Genomic DNA, 17,766 nt, shown 5'->3' with positions numbered 1-17,766 from the left:
CGATGACTATCGATGCGTTAATCGAACCCTCAGCACATGGGCTTTATTGCCCGGCTGGCGATTTTTATATCGACCCGTGGCGTCCCGTCGAGCGCGCCGTTGTTACGCATGCGCATGCTGATCACGCGCGTACCGGCAGCCAGCACTACTGGGCGGCTGTTGATGGCGAGTCATTATTGCGCCATCGCTTGGGGCAAGATATTTCAATGACCCCACTTGATTATGGCGAAACGGTTCACTTTGGCCCGATCTCCGTTAGCCTGCATCCTGCCGGGCATGTGCTTGGCTCCGCACAAGTCCGCGTGAGCGATGGCAATAGGGTATGGGTGGTATCTGGCGATTACAAACGTGACCCTGACCCCACCTGTCAGCCTTTTGAGCCCGTTGCTTGCGATACGTTCATTACTGAGGCCACCTTTGCACTGCCCGCCTATCGCTGGCCGCCGATGCAGGAGGTTATCAATGAGTTAATGCAATGGTGGCAGGCCAATGCGCAAGCGGGCCGCAGCAGCGTGCTACTTTGCTATGCCTTAGGCAAAGCACAGCGTGTGCTGGCCTCACTGCCCGCCCCACTGCCAGGCCCCGTTTATTTGCATGGCGCCGTGGCACCATTAACCACGCTTTATCGCGAAGCCGGCGTTGCCATGGCACCGGCTGAACCCGTTAGCCAAGCAACCAAAGAAGAAGACTTCTCCACCAGTTTAATCATTGCACCACCGAGTGCCGCCGGCACGCCGTGGCTGCAGCGCTTTGCCGATCCATCAACGGCATTTGCCTCGGGCTGGATGCGCATTCGCGGCAATCGCCGCCGACGCGGACACGATCGAGGGTTTGTCATTTCTGACCACGTAGATTGGCCCACCCTGCTGCAAACCATCCAGCAAACCGGGGCAGAGCAGGTGTATACCACCCACGGGCGCGCCGAAGAGCTTGTGCGTTATTTACGCGAGCAAGGCTTAAACGCCGCGCCCTTTGCAACCCGCTATGGTGAAGAAGACGAATGAGGACGTTCGTCGAACTTATTGCGCAACTCGATCGGGCGCGCGGTACCAACGATAAGGTGCACTGCCTTGTCAGCTATTTTCGCGCGGCGCCAGCGGCCGATGCGGCTTGGGCTGTATATTTTCTAAGCGGCCGCCGCATTAAACGACTACTCGGCCCCGCTCAGCTTAAAGAATGGCTTGCGCAGGCCAGCGAGCTCCCCTTATGGCTAGTGGAAGAAACCCACGCGCATGTTGGCGATTTAGCAGAAACTGTGGCCCTGTTACTCGACCCTAAACCCAATAACTCGCCGGCGCTGTCAGAGGGGCTAAGTCACTGGGTTGATACCCGTGTGCTTGGCTTGCGCGATTTAGACGATACCAACCGTCAACAAGCCGTGGTGCATGCTTGGCAGGCACTGGATGCTTGGAGCCGATTCGTTTACACGAAATTACTCACCGGTGCCCTGCGCATTGGCGTATCCCAAACGCTGGTTGAACGGGCACTGGCCGAGGCCACCGAGCAGCCCCGCGCGGTAATTGCCCATCGGCTCATGGGCCAATGGGAACCCACCCCAGATTTTTTTAGCAGCCTTTTCGAAGCGCGCTCAGCTGAAGAAATGGCCTCACAACCCTATCCATTCTTTCTTGCACATCCCATTAAGACCGATCCGGCGGCCGAACTTGAGGCCATTAACGATTGGCAAATTGAGTGGAAATGGGATGGTATTCGTGCCCAACTGCTATGCCGTCAAGGTGCACGGCATCTTTGGTCGCGCGGTGAACAAATGATCGATACTGCGTTTCCAGAACTCCTCGAAGCGGCACAACACCTACCCCCGGGAACTGTTTTTGATGGTGAGATTTTGGCCTGGCGTGACGGCGTTATGCCATTTGCAGCGCTTCAGCGGCGCTTGGGCAGAAAACAAGTCAGCGCGAAATTACGCGCTGAAACGCCGGTGCGTTTATTAATTTACGACTTACTAGAACTCCATGGGCAAGATCTGCGATCGGCCCCGTTAAGTGAGCGCCGCGTGCAGCTAGAGGCGCTGCTCAAAGACTGCGAGCTACCGCTTGCACTCTCTCCCTTGGCATCCGCAAAAAGCTGGAAGGCGCTACATCAGCTGCGAGATGAATCTCGATCACGCGGGGTTGAAGGCCTAATGCTTAAGCGCAAAGACAGCGTGTATGGCACAGGTCGGCCTCGCGGCCCTTGGTGGAAGTGGAAAGTTGAACCACTCACCATTGATGCCGTATTGGTTTACGCCGCTCCAGGGCGTGGTCGGCGCGCTAATTTATATACAGATTACAGCTTTGCCGTACCAGATGGCGATCAGTGGGTGCCCATCGCAAAAGCCTACTCTGGGCTTACCGATAAAGAAATTCGGCGGCTAGATCGATGGATACGCGCGCATACGATACAACGCTATGGCCCGGTGCGTGCCGTGGAGCCGGAGCAGGTGTTTGAGCTGGCCTTTGAGGGGATTGCTCCCTCTAATCGACATAAATCAGGCCTTGCCCTACGTTTCCCGCGCATTGTGCGCTGGCGGGAGGATATTGCAGTGACAGACGCTGACACACTGGCCCAAGCCAAGGCGTTATTGAATGACTAAACCTCAAGAAACGCTGCAGCCGCTAGAGAAATGGTTTGCTGAACAAGGCTGGGTGCCGGCGGGTTTTCAACGTCAAGCATGGCAGGCCTATCTTGATGGGCAAAGCGGTTTAATTCATTCGGCAACGGGCTCAGGTAAGTCACTCGCGGCCTGGGGCGGCCCCTTGCTCTCAGGGCTAACCACACCCGGCAGCGGCCTGCGCGTGCTCTGGATTACCCCCCTGCGCGCATTGGCTAACGATACCGTCTCTTCACTCAGCGCAGCGGCGCGTGGGCTGGGGCTGAATTGGCGAATTGAAAAGCGAACCGGCGATACCCCGGGTAGCATTCGCAACAAACAACGCACGCATCCGCCAGAAACTCTGGTCACCACGCCAGAGAGCCTTTCACTTTTATTATCTTATCGTCATGCGGAAAAACGCTTTGGCCATCTCGATGCGGTTATTGTTGATGAATGGCATGAGCTGCTGGGCAGCAAACGGGGTGTGCAGCTAGAGCTGTGTTTAGCGCGCCTCCGGCAGCTAGCACCGGGGCTAAAGATTTGGGGGTTATCCGCCACATTGGGCAATCTTGAGCAAGCCCGCGATGCCTTGCTCGGTCAGCAAGCCCAACCCGGCCAGCTCATCACCGGCCCTGCGCGGAAAAACCTGAAAATTACCGCGGCGCTGCCGCAAGCCAACGCGCGCTTTCCTTGGGCTGGGCATTTAGGGACCCACTTACTCGAACCGGTTCTGAGCTATTTGGAAGACGCCTATAGCAGTTTGCTATTCACCAACACGCGCGCTCAGGCGGAAATTTGGTTTGAGTCGATTCTTAAAGCCCGCATGGACTGGCTAGAAACATTGGGCTTGCACCATGGTTCCATTGATCGCGGGCTGCGCGAGCAAATTGAACAGGGGCTTAGGCAAGGGGATTTTCGCTGCGTGGTGGCCACATCTAGCCTTGATTTGGGCGTCGATTTTTCACCCGTTGATCGGGTCATTCAAATTGGCAGCCCCAAGGGCATTGCACGGCTTGCCCAACGAGCGGGACGGTGTGGCCATCAGCCTGATGGCATGAGCCAAATTCTCTGTGTGCCCACGCATGCCTTAGAGCTATTGGAAATTGCTGCCGCACGGCGCGCTTGGCAGGCTGGGCATATAGAAGCCCGCCCTGCCCTTCGTAACTGCCTTGATGTTTTAGCGCAGCACTTGGTAAGCCTTGCCAGTGGCGATGGATTTGATGCCCAAGCCACCTTTGATGAGGTTCGCAGCACTCACGCCTTTGCCCAGCTTGACCCAGCGGCTTGGCAGTGGACGTTAGATTTTATTACCCATGGCGGCGAGGTATTAAGTGCTTATCCTGATTTTCAGCGCGTTGTAAAAGGCATTGATGGGCGTTATCGCATCGCGACCCGCACGCTGGCTAATAGACACCGAATGAGCATTGGCACCATTACCAGCGATGCGGCCATTGCTGTGAAATACCAAAGTGGCGGACATATCGGTACCGTCGAAGAGCGCTTTATTGCGCGACTACGCCCAGGAGATCGCTTTTTATTTGCCGGCCTATCACTTGAGCTTATTCGGGTGCGAGAACTCGTCGCCTATGTAAAGCGCAGTCGCGCCTCTCGCCAAGCCGTACCTCATTGGCAGGGAGGCCGGCTTCCGCTGTCTTCCGCATTAGCCGATGAAATGCTGGAGCTACTCGCCGAATACACCGCTGGGCGGTGCAAAGAGCCTGAGATACTAGCCATTAGCCCATTACTGGAGTTGCAGAACCGTTGGTCGAAACTGCCTCAACCAGGGTGCCTGCTTGTGGAGCGCACAGACTCTCGAGAGGGCCAGCATCTATTTATTTTCCCCTTTGCCGGCCGCCTGGCTCACGAGGGCTTGGCTTCTTTGCTTGCTTGGCGCTTAGGGCAGCAGAGCGCCGGCACCTTCAGTTTGGCAGCCAACGATTATGGCCTTGAAATCTTAAGCAATGAGCTGCCCGAGCTGGATGAAACCTTGCTACGCAACTTACTCAGCCCAGATCATCTTGCCGAAGACTTACTGGCTAGCTTAAATGCCGGCGAATTGGTGCGCCGGCAATTTCGAGATATCGCTCGCGTCGCTGGGCTCATTTTTCAGGGCCACCCTGGCAAAGGCAAAAGTGCGCGGCAACTGCAAGCCTCCAGCGGGCTGATGTTTGACACCCTTCAGCGGTACGACCCAGATCATCGGCTATTGGACCAGGCTGCTCGAGAGGTATTGGAAAGCACTCTAGAGGTATCCCGCATTCAGCAGACACTCATTGAGCTTAGTCAGGCACGCATCATCATGGAAAAACCAGAGCGGTTTAGCCCGTTTGCTTTCCCGCTCTGGGCTGAGCGACAGCGCAATCGCGTGAGCACTGAAAGTTGGGCGGAACGAGTCGCTGCCATGGTAGCTCGTCTTGAGAAAGCGGCGGATAAAACATGAAGGCATTGACGCTTGAGCTCGGCGGCAATCAACTGACCTTGCTGGCAGAACGTGGGCTTTGGTGGGCAGCTCAAGAAACGCTGATATTGGCGGACTTACACCTGGGTAAAACGGCCATTTTGCGTCGCGCCGGTATTCCAGTACCCGAAGGGCCCGATGAGCTCACACTTCAGCGTATTGATCAGCTCATTCAAAAGCTCAACCCCCAACGGCTCTTGCTTTTGGGCGATGTAATTCATGGCAGCCTTCAGCAACATGCTGAGCTTATCGCTAGGCTATCTGCGTGGCGAGCAACGCATGCCAAGCTGACCTTTGAGGCCATTGTGGGTAATCACGACCGTCATCGGGCCGTCATCGAATCAGTTATTGACTGGCGTGCACCACAAACCACCGAAGCCGGATTAATTTTTTGCCACGAACCACCGGCTAACGTACTCAGCGCACCATGGCTTGGCGGGCATTGGCATCCAATGGCCAAATTACGAGCCGGTATTGATACGTTGCGGTTACCTGTTTTCTCACTAGAGCCAACGCAGGGGTTAGTGTTGCCGGCATTTGGGGAGTTCACCGGCGGTATGGATCTTTCACAATGCAAAGGCCGGCAACGCTTTGCGGTGGCCAATGATCGCGTTATTGCCATTGATTAGGCAAAAAAAAGCCGGCAATGCTGCCGGCCAAGAGGAGGAGAGATGTAAAACTCTGTGTTGCGTTGCACTATACCAAAGCTATAGAGCGTTTGCGTAATCCTGTAGCGATTAGGATTTGTGCTTGGAGCGATCAAATATCGCCTCTTCCAGCATCGTCAGGCGTTCGTCGGCACGCCGCGCTAATGTGAGAATTTCTTCTCTTTCACGATGTGCCTGCGCTTCCATTGTAGCGCGACGTTCGTCTTCTTCTTCCCAATGCGCTGCTTGCATGGTGTTGACAATTAAACCGATAAAAAGGTTCAAAATCGTAAAAGCAGTTACGAGAATAAACGACACAAAATATAGCCACGCAAAGCTAAATTCAGCCATCACCGGCCGTGCAATGCCCATTGACCAGCTCTCGAGTGTCATCACCTGAAATAACGTGAACATCGCAGCGCCAAGTGTTCCAAACCACTCAGGGAAGCGATCACCAAATAGCTCGGTGCCCATAACGCCGTAAATGTAGAACACCATTCCCAATAGAAAAACAATCCAGCCAATACTTGGAATCGCCGCGATCAGGGCATCAACTAATAAGCGCAGGCGCTTCACTGTAGACAGTAGTCTGAGTACACGAAGGATTCGCAAGGCGCGCAAAACCGTAAATGGCCCGGTGGCTGGCACCAGCGAAATAGCAACAATCAAAAAGTCGAACCAATTCCAGCCACTTTTGAAAAAACGCGGCCCCCAAGCAAATAGCTTGATTAAAATCTCTAGCGTAAAAAACGCGATGATGACCGCTTCCAGACCGAGTAATACCGATGCAAAACGGCCCATGACCCAGTCTGAAGTTGCCAGGCCAAGCAAAATGGCATTAAAAACAATCAGGCCGATAATAAAATTACGAGGCCCGCGGCTTTCAATCCACTCCCCAGCGTTTGCACGCCACTCACCCATCGCCATGCGTTTTTATGCTCCCGTCAATGTCTTTCGTAAGCGCGCCGCCGCCGCCCGAATCTCGCTACGGTCTTCTTGGCTCTTCCGTTTTAGGTTAGCGAGCTGAAATTGCATTCGCCGATTACCTTGCAGGCGCTCCTCGTGCCGATCGAGAAAGTCCCAGTACAACGTAGTAAATGGGCAAGCGGTGTCACCCAGCGCTTTTTGCGGCTGATACCGGCACTGACTGCAGGCGTTGCTCATGCGGTTAATGTAGGCACCGCTTGCACAGTAGGGCTTGCTACCCACAACACCGCCATCTCCATACTGACTCATGCCAACGGTGTTGGGTAAACTCACCCAGTCTACCGAGTCAAGATACATTGCCATGTGCCAGTCATGGAAAGCACGGGGGTTAACGCCATACAGTTGCGCAAACAATCCTAAAACCATTAGCCGCTGAATATGATGCGCATAGCCATGTTTCAGCAAAGCCTGCATGGCATCAGCCAAACACGCCATATCGGTTTGCCCATCCCAAAATAGATTAGGCATGTCTGCGGTATGTTCAAGGGCATTTAGCGATGCGTACTCAGGCATTTTCAGCCAATAAATGCCGTGCACAAACTCACGCCAGCCAAGGATTTGGCGCACAAAGCCCTCCACCGCATTCAACGGTGCTTGACCTTGCTGCCATGCATTCACCGCCGCTTCAATGCACGTCATCGGATCGAGCAAGTGCCAGTTAATGGCCGTTGATAAGCGAGAATGGTAGAGCAGTGGCTCACCCACCCAAATGGCATCCTGCCAAGTTCCAAACGAGGCCAAGCGATGTGCAATAAAGTCATCCAGCGCAAGCTGCGCATCTTGTGGTGTGACCGGCAAGTTAAAATCGGCTGCATGCCCAGGATGGCTCGAGAAGCGTGTTTCAACCATGGCGATGACCGCTTGGGTGATTTCATCCGGCGGAAAACTGGGATGGGCGGGCAACGACTCTGGGCCCGTTTTACCAAAGGACTCACGATTTTCTCGATCTAAATTCCAAACACCGCCGACAGGCCCGCCATCTTCCATTAATACCTGATAACGCTGCCGCATCATTCGGTAAAAATGCTCCATCATCAGTGTTTTACGCCCCTTTGCCCAGCTCGCAAAGTCGCTTCTACTGCATAAAAAATGCCGATCTTCGCGCCACTGCAAGGGGATGTCTGCATCGCTCACCGCGGCTTGCAGTTCCGCTTCGGCCTGCCAGTCTCCCCCTTCCATCATCAGCACACAGGCAGGGGCAAGCCTGTCAAGATCTTGCCGCAACCGCTCGGCAATGGGGCGTTCATCATCTGGGCGCGGCGTTAGCTCCAGCGCGTGGTAATGCACCTCAACCCCACGATTAAGCATGTCATCACGAAAATGCCGCATCGCGCTGCAACACAGCACCAAGCGCTGCTGGTGGGTGGGGCGTTGCGCTGGCTCGCATGCTGACTCTGCCATCCAAATCAAATCGGTTGCAGGATCAAGGTCTTCGAGCAATGGGCTTTGCCGCCCCAACTGCTCACCTAAAATCACAATTAGTCGCCGCTGAGATAGGCTCATTGATTCAGCACCAGCGTTGGATCAATGCGTTGATCAAACCAGTTCATTCGCCAATCGAGATGCGCCCCTGTCACTCGACCCGTAGCACCCACGGTTGCAATGGTGTCACCCCGTTGCACGCGCTGCCCCAATTCCACATCAATCGATGCTAAATGCAGGAAGCTCGATGATAAGCCATGGCCATGATCGACAATGAGTGTGCCACCGGAAAAGAAAAGATCCGGCTCTACCAAGGTGACCACACCATCTGCCGGCGCCTTCACCGGCGTGCCGGTTGCCGCTGCAATATCAATTCCGTAATGGGGTTGGCGAGGTTGGCCGTTAAGAATGCGCTGACTGCCATACACACCGGTAATGGGCCCGGTTACCGGCCAAATCCACCCCGTATCGAAAAACGGCGTATCAAAACGCTGCTCACGAGCGGCTCTTACACGGGCAGCCTCGGCCCGTATCCGCTGTAGCGTTTGCTCATCTGGCGTAACCTGCGAATCGGGCAACCCATCAATCCGCTGAATGTCGTAGTCTCTTTGTTCAATGGAAAGCAAATAATTCTGCCGATCGCCATTCGGTTTAATCACCACCACATCCAGTTCAGCCGGTGCTTCACGCCCCAAACCCAACAAAAAACGTCCGTCCTCCATCACGGAAATAGACTGACCGAGTGCCTCAACGTTAGCGCCTGAATCGACATATCCGGTTAACAAGCCACCCTGAATGGCCTGACCTTTCCACTCAAGCGCAAGGGCCGTAGACATTCCGTGCCCGAGCAACATAAACGCTAAAATCAGTAAACCCCGATACCGCATCACCTACCCCTCTACTGGCGCCGGACGCACCGCCATCAACATATAATTTACCGCCATACTCCGGGTAAATCGAAAACGCCGGGTAATCGGGCTAACAGCCACCCCCGTGCGGCGCACCACAGCCAGCCCTTTCGCCTCAAGCGGGGTAATAACCTCTTCGGGGCGGCGCAATTTGCGATACTGATGCGTGCCACGAGGCAACCAACGCAGGATATTTTCCGCGGCAAAGATTGCCGTAAACCCCGCCCATAACGTGCGGTTTATCGTAGCAACAAACATTGCGCCGTCTGGTCTTACCAAATCGGCACACGTGCGCAAAAAATCATCAACCCCTTCAACATGCTCCACCACTTCCATGTTCAGCACGACATCATAGGGCGTTGCACTCAACACATGCTGCTCTACTGTTTCGCAGCGATAGTCTATTTTTAAACCCGATTGCTCAGCATGACCCTGCGCAATGGCAATGTTTCGGGGCAACGGATCAATACCGCAAACGGTTGCACCTAACTGTGCCATAGACTCACTTAAGATCCCGCCACCACAACCGATATCTAATACACGCAGCTCCTTCAGTGGCTGTGGCCCATCAGTTAAAGCAAAGTGCTCTAGAAGGTGTTGACGTAGGTAAGCGACCCGAAAAATATTAAGGCCATGTAATGGCCAAAATGGCCCCGTGGGGTCCCACCACAACGCCGCCAGCTTCTCATAGTGGGCCATTTCTTCAGGATCAACACTATTCGCCACAGCGCGGACATACCCCTTCTAGCTCGATAGTTTGATCGGTCAGTGTAAAACCCAGTGCCTTCGCTCGATCATCCAATAAGCGAGTGACATCGGCATCATCCAGTTCAGCAACCGCATGACACTGACCACAAATCAAAAACTGACCGGCATGGCGATGATCTGGGCTAGCACAACCGACAAAGGCATTCATGGAGGCAAGCCGATGTACTAATCCCTCAGCCAACAAAAAATCTAGGGTGCGATACACCGTAGGCGGGGCTGCGCTGGCTTGGCCCTCTACGCGCAGTTGCTCAAGCAGCTCATAGGCCTTAACGGGTTGATGACTTTGCCACACCAGCTCAAGAACGCGCTGCCGCAAAGGCGTCCAGCGCCGCCCGCGAGCGGCGCAAATGCGTTTAGCTCGCGCAACTGCCTCAACAACACAACTGGCATGATCATGCCCAGATTCAGGGAATCGGCTTACCACCCCTTTAGATTTGCTCACAGCCCACCTGCCTTTTTTGCCACTTGATTCCGCAAATAAATTGGCTGCGCTTGGTGAGCAGGCTCCAGCTGACCGCTCTGATATCGACTGGCTGCAACTTGCAGGCCAAAACGAGCATCGGGCAATGCGTCAAACAAACCAGGGGCAATGCGTTGCGATTCAGCCTGCAATTCGGGATACGCGGAAAAACCCTCGCCTACCCCTAACCATGGCGATGTTGGCAGATCGCTGATCTGTGGGGTGCCCAACCACTCTTGGCCAACCGGCTGTGTGCGCACATCACCTGTCATCATGCGGGAAAATACACCGCCATAAATCTCGCCCATTCGGGCATCCAGCAAACTAACAATCAAGCCTTCTGCATCAGGGCTGGCCGCCGCTGCCTGTTCAGCCAGTAGCTGAAGGCTGGACAGACCGATAACCGGACGATCAAGCCCAAAAGCCAAACCTTGAGTGACGCCGCTAGCAATGCGCACGCCGGTAAAACTGCCTGGGCCCTGCGCAAACGCAAAGGCATCTACTGCCGAGCGTGAGAGCTCGGCTTCGGCAAGCAATGCTTCTACCCAGCCAAGCAACAAACTGTCGTGCCCGCGGGCTTGGGTCTGCTTATAGCCCCGGATCTGTCCTTTAGATAACAGCGCCGCAGAGCAATGTTGCGCGCTAGCATCTAGCGCAATAATGACCGGCCCTACCGTCATGGTTCCACCTCTGGCTCTTCGACTACGATGGGTTCGGATTCAAAATCCAGCTCCAACTGTATTTCTTCATACCGCGGATCCAATCCACCTGAGTAGACACCCTCGCGAGGCACCACCCGATAGGTGGATGGTTCGCCCACCGGGATAGGCGGCCCAAACTGACGCCGATACCAAGCAAACAATGCCAGCAACAACGCCGTTGCCGCCAGCGTCCAAAACAAACCATCAGGCCCCAACAATAGCATGAGCTGCGTTGCCATCAGCGGCCCCAAAATCATCCCAAGACCATGCACCAGCAATAATGCAGCGCTTGCGCCTAACATCTGACTTGAGTCCATAAAGTCATTCACCAACGACACGGCAATCGGATACAGCGTAAAGGCCAAACCACCCCATAAAATGGCAAACCCAATCACTAAAATATCGCTCTCGCCTGTTGCGGCAATAATGGCAAGGCTAGACCCAGTTACCGCAAAGCTGACAAACATCATCACAAGCCGTCGATCAAACCGATCGGATAAATGGCCAATCGGCCACTGCAGCATAAAACCGCCCAAAATGCTCATTCCCATCAATAAGGCGATGCCGGTGTCAGAAAATCCGGAATCTCGCGCAAAGACAGGCGCTAAGCTTAAAAACGCGCCGGCAATCACACCGGACAGCGCCGAGCCCATCAACCCAAGGGGCGAGGCCTCTAACACGCGTCGCAAAGAGATGGGTTCAATTTGTGGAAGCTCAGGTGAGGTAATGCGCGTGATGGTTACCGGCACTACCGCAGCGGCAATCAACATGGCCGCCAAACTAAATAATTCAAAACCGCCCGGGCGACCCAGCAGCAGCAAAAACTGCCCGCCACCCAACCCAACATACGCGACGATGCTATACACACCAAGCACTTGGCCACGCCGATCCGTTGGCGTTCTATCGTTCAGCCAACTCTCTGTGACCATATATAAACCGGCCAAGCTAAACCCATAGGTCAGTCGCATCAATGCCCATAACCAGGGCTCAATCAGCATGGGATAGGCCAACGTGCTAATTGCCGCTGATGCGGCAAAAGCAGCAAAACTACGAATGTGACCGACGCGCGCAATGATACCTGCGCAAACGCGGGTTGCGATGACAAAACCCACGGAATAACAAGCTGCTACCACACCGATTAACTCGATAGGGAAGGCCTCTTCAGACATGCGAACACCGACCAGCGTTGTCAGCAGGCCGCCGCCGGTAAGCAGCAGCCCGAATGACACGAACAACGCAATAAACGGAGAGAGTGTTCGCAACATGATGATCAACTCGTCTAGTTTGCTATGATCTAGTGTATGACGCCTACTAACAGCGAAGATATACTCGATGCCGGTATTCGGCTACGCGCCCCTCGCCCTGAGGAGGGCAGCGCCTTATGGCAGCTGGCGCATGATACCGGAACTCTTGATTTAAACTCAGGCTATTTATACCTGTTACTCGCGCGCGATTTTGCAGACACCTGTGTGGTCGCCGAGCAAGACGGCGTGATTGTCGGTTTTGCCACCGGTTACCGACGACCACGCTATCCCGAGGTCATTTTTCTCTGGCAAGTTGCCATTCACCCAGACTTTCAGGGCCAAGGCCTGGGCAAACAGCTAGTTGCCGGTTTTCTGCGCCAACCCGGCGCCGATCGTGCCAGTATTCTTGAGACCACAATTAGCCCTGATAATGCCGCATCCCGTGGGCTTTTTGAGGCAATTGCCCGCGAGTTAGATGTGGATTGCCGTGTTTCTCCATTATTCGCTAGCGAAGATTTTCCCGAGCCAACCCATGAGCCAGAAGAACTGTTTAGCATTGGGCCGTTCAGACCCGATGCCCTGAATCAGTTGGCACTCTAAATCACCATAAAACCATAAAGGAAAAGAGATGAAGGTTGTTGACGTTAAAGACATTATTGGATCAGAAAGAGAGGTTGAAGGCCCTGGCTGGACAAGCCGCCGCCTTTTACTCAAAAGCGATGGCATGGGCTTTTCGTTTCACGAAACCATTATTCCTGCCGGCGCAGAAATGACACTTTGGTATAAGTACCATCTTGAGGCGGTTTACTGCGTTGCCGGCAATGGCAGCATCGAAGATCTCGCCACTGGCGATGTGCACTCCCTACACGATGGCATTTTATATGCGCTCGATCAGCATGATCGGCATATTTTGCGCGGCGGCACCGAAGATATGCGCCTCATCTGTGCGTTTAATCCACCGGTTACCGGTCAAGAAAAGCATGATAGCGACGGTGCCTACGAGCTGATTACTGACTAACTGGCTACCTGCTCACGAGAAAAAGTCAGCAACCGCCGCCGGATCCCGAGTTAGCGGGACCGGCGGTAGGCTCTCGCGAAAGACTCGCCCATAGCTTTTGGTGAGTAGGCGGTGATCGCCCACGACTAAAAGCCCCCGATCTTCCGGCCCCCGTATTAGCCGCCCCACCCCCTGCCGCAGACTAATGACGGCATCAGGCAGCTGCAGATCAGCAAACGGATTGCGGCCTTGCTCACGAAACCAATCGATTCGTGCCTGTAAAACCGGATCTCCCGGCGATCCAAACGGCAATCGATCGATCATGACGCAAGATAAAGCAGGGCCGCGCACATCAACGCCTTCCCAAAAAGACTGAGTGCCCAATAGCACGGCATTACCCCGTTCTCGAAACTGATCCAAAAGCCGCTGCGGATTGGCATCGCCCTGAACTAATAGCGGCTCCACTCGCTCAGCGCGCAGCCGCTGAGCGGCCATTTGCAGCGCTCGATGGCTGGTAAACAACATAAACGCCCGCCCACCGCTGATTTTTAGCACCTCCAGTGCACGGTCTAAATAGGCATCAATAAAGCCCGCTTCACTAGGCGTAGGAATGCCGTCCGGCACATACAGCAAAGCATTAGACCGATAATCAAAGGGGCTATCGAAGCGGCAGGTCTGCGCATCCTGCAGGCCCAAACGGTTGGTGAAGTGATCAAACTGATCACGTACTGATAGGGTTGCCGAGGTAAAAATCCAAGAACCCGGATTACGGGCACGACCAGCCGTAAACGGCCCGGCAACATCTAAGGGCGTCAACCGTAAGCGATAGCCTGTGCCTACCGTTTCTACCCAACGCACATAATCGGCATCAGCATCGGCATCTCCCCCATGCAAAAACCGCTGCAAATCAGCATGCACCGCCTGCATTCGGCGATAGCAAGACTCCAAACCGGTGCCCCTCGGCGCCTGTGGCTCAAGCGCCTGCACTAATGCATAGATCACCGCTAATAAATCAAGCGCTGCTTGTGGCGCATTGGACTCACGCGGCAAGCGCGCCCATGCGTCTCGACAGTCATCACCCAGCGCCAAACGTAAATCTGCGCTGGCCCGCTCCAACTCGCTTGCCAAGTCAGCCAGATGACCGGCATCACCGGCCTCACGCAGCTGCTCCAAGCGCACATCGCGCCCTAGATCGGAGAGCTGTCGCCCCGAGAGCACCATGCCAAAAAATCGCCCCGCAATTTCAGGCAGCTGATGTGCTTCATCAAGCACATGCACATCGACACTCGGCAATACCTCGCCAAATCCGCCTTCACGAATCGCCCAATCTGCCATCAGCAGATGATGATTGACCACAACCACATCCGCATCTTGCGCCTCGCGCCGTGCCTTCATCACAAAGCAGTCACTGTAAAAGGGGCAATCCTGATTCAGGCAGTTGTCTGCCGTTGAGGTCACCATGGGTTGCACCCGCCCCGGCACGGCTTCATCAGGAAAGTCTGCTAAATCGCCGCTGTGCGTGCGGCCGGCCCAAATACGCAGTCTTTGTAGAAGATCAGCGGTTTGACGGGTCTCAAATCGGCCTGCTTCCAGCGTACGCTCTAGGCGGTAATGACAAAGGTAGTTGCCGCGCCCTTTCAGAAGCGCCGCCCTGATCGGTTGATCCACCGCTGCAACCGCCAGCGGTAAATCCCGTTGAAATAGTTGATCTTGAAGTGCTCGCGTACCCGTAGAAATTAACGCACGCTTGCCCAGTTGTAAGACTGGAATTAAATAACCCAGCGTTTTGCCGATCCCTGTTCCCGCTTCCACCACAAGCGTTTCATCGCTTAAGACGGCCGCAGCAACTGCTTTGGCCATCGCCACTTGCTCATGGCGCGGAGAAAACTGCTCGAGGCGTGTGCTTAATGGCCCATCAGTGGCAAACAGCTGTTCAAGCGCCGAGTTAGAATCTTGCATCAACGGGCTGCAGATGCGCGCTTGGAAAGGTTAGCGAAAACGCCCACAGTGCCAATCACCACGAAGGCAATTAGCGTCCACAACGGGATGCTCAACCCAAATACGTAATCGATCTCAGCACACTCTCCAGACCCTGACAGCACCATTGCAAAAACCTCGCTGAGCGGAAAAGTCCCCAGCATATAATCAAGCCCTGGCCCACAGGCCGGCACTTGGTCGGGCGGTAGTGATTGCAACCATAAGTGGCGCCATGCCAACCCCACACCACTAAGCGCTGCCAGACCAATACCGGCCGCAGCTAACCTTCCCGGCAGCGCTGCGCCTAGAAAAAAGAATACCGCCATCACCGCAAACGACACACGCTGAAAAATACATAATGGGCAGGGCTCAAGGCCATCTACCCACTGCAAAATCAGCGCATAAGCAATAAGCGCCAAGCAGCCTAAACCCGCCGCAGCATTCAACAAACGTACCGAGGGCATTAAGCCTGTTTTCTCCTTAACTGCAGCAAGACGGCGACGGCCAAAATACCAAGGCCAACCAAATCGGTAATCCAACCGCCTTGAATCAGTGTTAATGCCGAGCCGCCCAGCAGCGGTCGCACCACCCAACCGGCGTTGCGCCCAATAAACCACCCCTGCACCGCAGCCGCGAGCAAAAACACACCAGCGATGGCTGTAACGGCTGCGCGAAGCACCAATAGCCAGTCTGCATCACCCAGCAAGGCACTGGAGTAGAAGAACATAAACGGCACCACAAACGCAGCGATGCCAATACGGAATGAGGCTACCGATGTCGACATGGGATTACCACCCGATATCCCAGCCGCGGCATAAGAGGCGAGTGCCACAGGCGGTGTAATGGCAGAAACCACTGCAAAATAGAACACAAAGAAATGCGCAGTCAGCGGATCAATGCCCAGTCGTATTAAACCTGGCGCTACAACGGAGGCTGCCACCGCATACGCCGCGGTTGTCGGCATCCCCATGCCCAGCAAGATTGAGATGAACATCGCAAACACCAGCGCGAGTAGCTGGCTGGCTTCGGCCAACCCGAGGAGTAAGGAGGAAAAACGCCCACCCACTCCTGTTAGCGAGATCACCCCCACGATAATGCCTGCGCAGGCGCACACGGCGATGATTTGAATCGACATTTCACCGCCCAGCCGCAGCGCCTTACCAATGCGCTTTGGCCCCATCGCATGGGGCGTGAGCCAACTGACCACCACCGCCGAGATAATGGCGAGTGTGCCAGCACGGATCACTGAGTAGCCCACAAACAGCGCCACAATCAAAATGATGATGGGAATAAACAGATAGGCCTGGCGCAACATGCGGCCAAGCAAAGGCAGCTCATCATCGTTCAAGCCGCGCATGCCCAGCTGCGCAGCCTCAAAATCCACCATGAAATAAACGGCCGTGAAATACAGAATTGCAGGAATAACAGCGGCCAGCGCAATTTCGGTATACGGAATACCGGTAATTTCAGCCATGATAAAAGCGCCAGCACCCATAATTGGCGGCATAATCTGCCCGCCCGTTGATGCGGCAGCCTCAATTGCACCGGAAGACTGCTTGGAATAACCCACTTTGCGCATTAAAGGGATGGTGAGTGAGCCTGTCGATACCACGTTACCGGCACTGGTCCCGTTAATCATTCCCATCAGCCCAGAGGCAAAAATAGCCACCTTAGCCGGCCCACCGCGTGCACGTCCGGCCACCGCAAAGGCAAAGTTCACAAAATACTCGCCCACTTTGGAGGCCTGTAAAAACGCGGCAAAAATGATAAATAAAATGATATACGTCGAGCTCACCGCAGTGGTCGGCCCCAACACACCCGCATCGGTATAGACCTGGCTAAAAAATCGATTAATAGATAGCCCGGGATAACCCAAAAAGCCCGGCAGATAGGGACCAAAGAAGACGTATATCAAAAATACCAGCGAAATGATGACCAGCGCTAAACCCGTCACCCGCCGCGTGAGTTCCATAATCAGGGCACAACCGGCAATCGCTGCCAATGATATGCCAACGGGCGCAAAGGAGGTGCCCGTGCTCATTCGGAGGGGGGTGTTAAAAACAACCAATAAATACGCGGCAACCGCTACCGCACAAATCATTAAAACTGCATCTGAAGCCAGAATGCGAGACCGCGTACCCGGCGTAATCCAGCCAAGAAGAATGCCGCCACCGGTTGCCACAAGCAAAGGCACGCCAAAATGCCATTGTTCTAAAAGCGGATCGATGCGCATGGCACCGCCTTGCAGACTTTGCCAAAAAACCCAAACTTGAAACAAGGCATAAAGTGCTGGCAGCGCAAACAAGGCAGCAAGCCCCTCAATCCAACGCCAAAGGCCGGCCCGCTGCTGTGGGTTTTCTTTATCAAAGGAAACGCTGGCATAAAGCCCAAATCCAATGATCAACGCCCCCGCAATGTGAACAATCCGAAAGCTCCATGTCTCTAATGGACGGATATTGAGCGTATACAGATGAAAGGCGGCGTAGCCCGCCGCCAAAAAAGCCATCACAAGCCAGGCCAGCCCAGAGTACTGCCTTTGATTACTCTCGATAACCTCGTCATCGACCCCTTTGGCAATCACATCCGGCTGCTGCTGGCTCATGC

16 protein-coding genes are annotated in these 17,766 nt (G+C 54.6%); 6 read left to right on the top strand and 10 right to left on the bottom strand.

The window, feature by feature from the left end; translation table 11 throughout:
• Positions 1-2: 2 nt before the first annotated feature.
• The 4 genes from GH984_RS08910 to pdeM are packed head-to-tail and all read left to right on the top strand — an operon-like array spanning position 3 to position 5,680.
• A complete protein-coding gene (locus GH984_RS08910; protein ID WP_153719847.1) occupies positions 3-1,004 on the top strand; it encodes a ligase-associated DNA damage response exonuclease in 1,002 nt (333 codons plus the stop codon).
• A complete protein-coding gene (locus tag GH984_RS08905) occupies positions 1,001-2,593 on the top strand; it encodes an ATP-dependent DNA ligase (protein ID WP_153719846.1) in 1,593 nt (530 codons plus the stop codon). Before GH984_RS08910 ends, GH984_RS08905 begins: the two co-directional genes overlap by 4 nt.
• Complete coding sequence (locus GH984_RS08900) at positions 2,586-5,033, top strand: ligase-associated DNA damage response DEXH box helicase (RefSeq protein ID WP_153719845.1); 2,448 nt, start codon at positions 2,586-2,588, stop codon at positions 5,031-5,033. The genes GH984_RS08905 and GH984_RS08900 overlap by 8 nt, the downstream gene beginning before the upstream one ends.
• Positions 5,030-5,680: a ligase-associated DNA damage response endonuclease PdeM gene (gene pdeM / locus GH984_RS08895; protein WP_153719844.1), complete on the top strand. Its 651-nt coding sequence runs from the start codon at positions 5,030-5,032 to the stop codon at positions 5,678-5,680. The genes GH984_RS08900 and pdeM overlap by 4 nt, the downstream gene beginning before the upstream one ends.
• Positions 5,681-5,788: 108 nt before the next feature.
• Here the strand turns inward: pdeM and GH984_RS08890 are convergent, their stop codons facing one another.
• From GH984_RS08890 to GH984_RS08860, 7 genes are read right to left on the bottom strand one after another with little or no spacing between them, the layout of a single operon-like run.
• Positions 5,789-6,625, bottom strand: coding sequence for an ion transporter (locus tag GH984_RS08890; protein ID WP_153719843.1), 837 nt, complete (start codon positions 6,623-6,625; stop codon positions 5,789-5,791).
• Positions 6,626-6,631: 6 nt separating this feature from the next.
• Positions 6,632-8,188 (bottom strand): cryptochrome/photolyase family protein, encoded by a 1,557-nt coding sequence (locus GH984_RS08885; protein ID WP_153719842.1) that lies wholly within the window; start codon positions 8,186-8,188, stop codon positions 6,632-6,634.
• Complete coding sequence (locus tag GH984_RS08880; protein ID WP_153719841.1) at positions 8,185-8,994, bottom strand: M23 family metallopeptidase; 810 nt, start codon at positions 8,992-8,994, stop codon at positions 8,185-8,187. The genes GH984_RS08885 and GH984_RS08880 overlap by 4 nt, the downstream gene beginning before the upstream one ends.
• 3 nt (positions 8,995-8,997) lie before the next feature.
• On the bottom strand, positions 8,998-9,714 hold the full coding sequence (ubiG, locus tag GH984_RS08875; RefSeq protein WP_153719840.1) for a bifunctional 2-polyprenyl-6-hydroxyphenol methylase/3-demethylubiquinol 3-O-methyltransferase UbiG: 717 nt from the start codon (positions 9,712-9,714) through the stop codon (positions 8,998-9,000).
• A gap of 16 nt (positions 9,715-9,730) precedes the next feature.
• A complete protein-coding gene (locus GH984_RS08870) occupies positions 9,731-10,225 on the bottom strand; it encodes a Fur family transcriptional regulator (RefSeq protein WP_369692025.1) in 495 nt (164 codons plus the stop codon).
• Positions 10,222-10,923 carry a tRNA (adenosine(37)-N6)-threonylcarbamoyltransferase complex dimerization subunit type 1 TsaB gene (gene tsaB / locus GH984_RS08865; protein WP_153719839.1) on the bottom strand — a complete coding sequence of 234 codons (702 nt, stop codon included), beginning with the start codon at positions 10,921-10,923 and terminating at the stop codon, positions 10,222-10,224. Before tsaB ends, GH984_RS08870 begins: the two co-directional genes overlap by 4 nt.
• Positions 10,920-12,209 carry an MFS transporter gene (locus tag GH984_RS08860; RefSeq protein ID WP_153719838.1) on the bottom strand — a complete coding sequence of 430 codons (1,290 nt, stop codon included), beginning with the start codon at positions 12,207-12,209 and terminating at the stop codon, positions 10,920-10,922. Before GH984_RS08860 ends, tsaB begins: the two co-directional genes overlap by 4 nt.
• A 36-nt stretch (positions 12,210-12,245) precedes the next feature.
• Here GH984_RS08860 and ectA point away from each other — a divergent pair, with 36 nt between their 5' ends.
• Both ectA and GH984_RS08850 read left to right on the top strand, forming a co-directional pair.
• Positions 12,246-12,788 carry a diaminobutyrate acetyltransferase gene (ectA, locus tag GH984_RS08855; RefSeq protein ID WP_153719837.1) on the top strand — a complete coding sequence of 181 codons (543 nt, stop codon included), beginning with the start codon at positions 12,246-12,248 and terminating at the stop codon, positions 12,786-12,788.
• Positions 12,789-12,816: 28 nt separating this feature from the next.
• A complete protein-coding gene (locus GH984_RS08850) occupies positions 12,817-13,206 on the top strand; it encodes an ectoine synthase (RefSeq protein WP_153719836.1) in 390 nt (129 codons plus the stop codon).
• A gap of 12 nt (positions 13,207-13,218) precedes the next feature.
• Here the strand turns inward: GH984_RS08850 and yoaA are convergent, their stop codons facing one another.
• The 3 genes from yoaA to GH984_RS08835 are packed head-to-tail and all read right to left on the bottom strand — an operon-like array spanning position 13,219 to position 17,764.
• The gene (yoaA, locus tag GH984_RS08845) at positions 13,219-15,144 is read right to left on the bottom strand and encodes a DNA repair helicase YoaA (protein ID WP_153719835.1); all 1,926 of its coding nucleotides are present in this window, start codon (positions 15,142-15,144) and stop codon (positions 13,219-13,221) included.
• Positions 15,144-15,626 (bottom strand): disulfide bond formation protein B, encoded by a 483-nt coding sequence (locus tag GH984_RS08840; RefSeq protein ID WP_153719834.1) that lies wholly within the window; start codon positions 15,624-15,626, stop codon positions 15,144-15,146. The genes yoaA and GH984_RS08840 overlap by 1 nt, the downstream gene beginning before the upstream one ends.
• Complete coding sequence (locus GH984_RS08835) at positions 15,626-17,764, bottom strand: TRAP transporter permease (protein WP_153719833.1); 2,139 nt, start codon at positions 17,762-17,764, stop codon at positions 15,626-15,628. Before GH984_RS08835 ends, GH984_RS08840 begins: the two co-directional genes overlap by 1 nt.
• Between the last annotated feature and the right edge of the window lie 2 nt (positions 17,765-17,766).

This window comes from Spiribacter salilacus, from assembly GCF_009649225.1.
GTDB lineage: Bacteria > Pseudomonadota > Gammaproteobacteria > Nitrococcales > Nitrococcaceae > Spiribacter > Spiribacter salilacus.
Note: the sequence above shows the minus strand (reverse complement) of the source record. Positions and strands in the feature narration are given on the sequence as shown.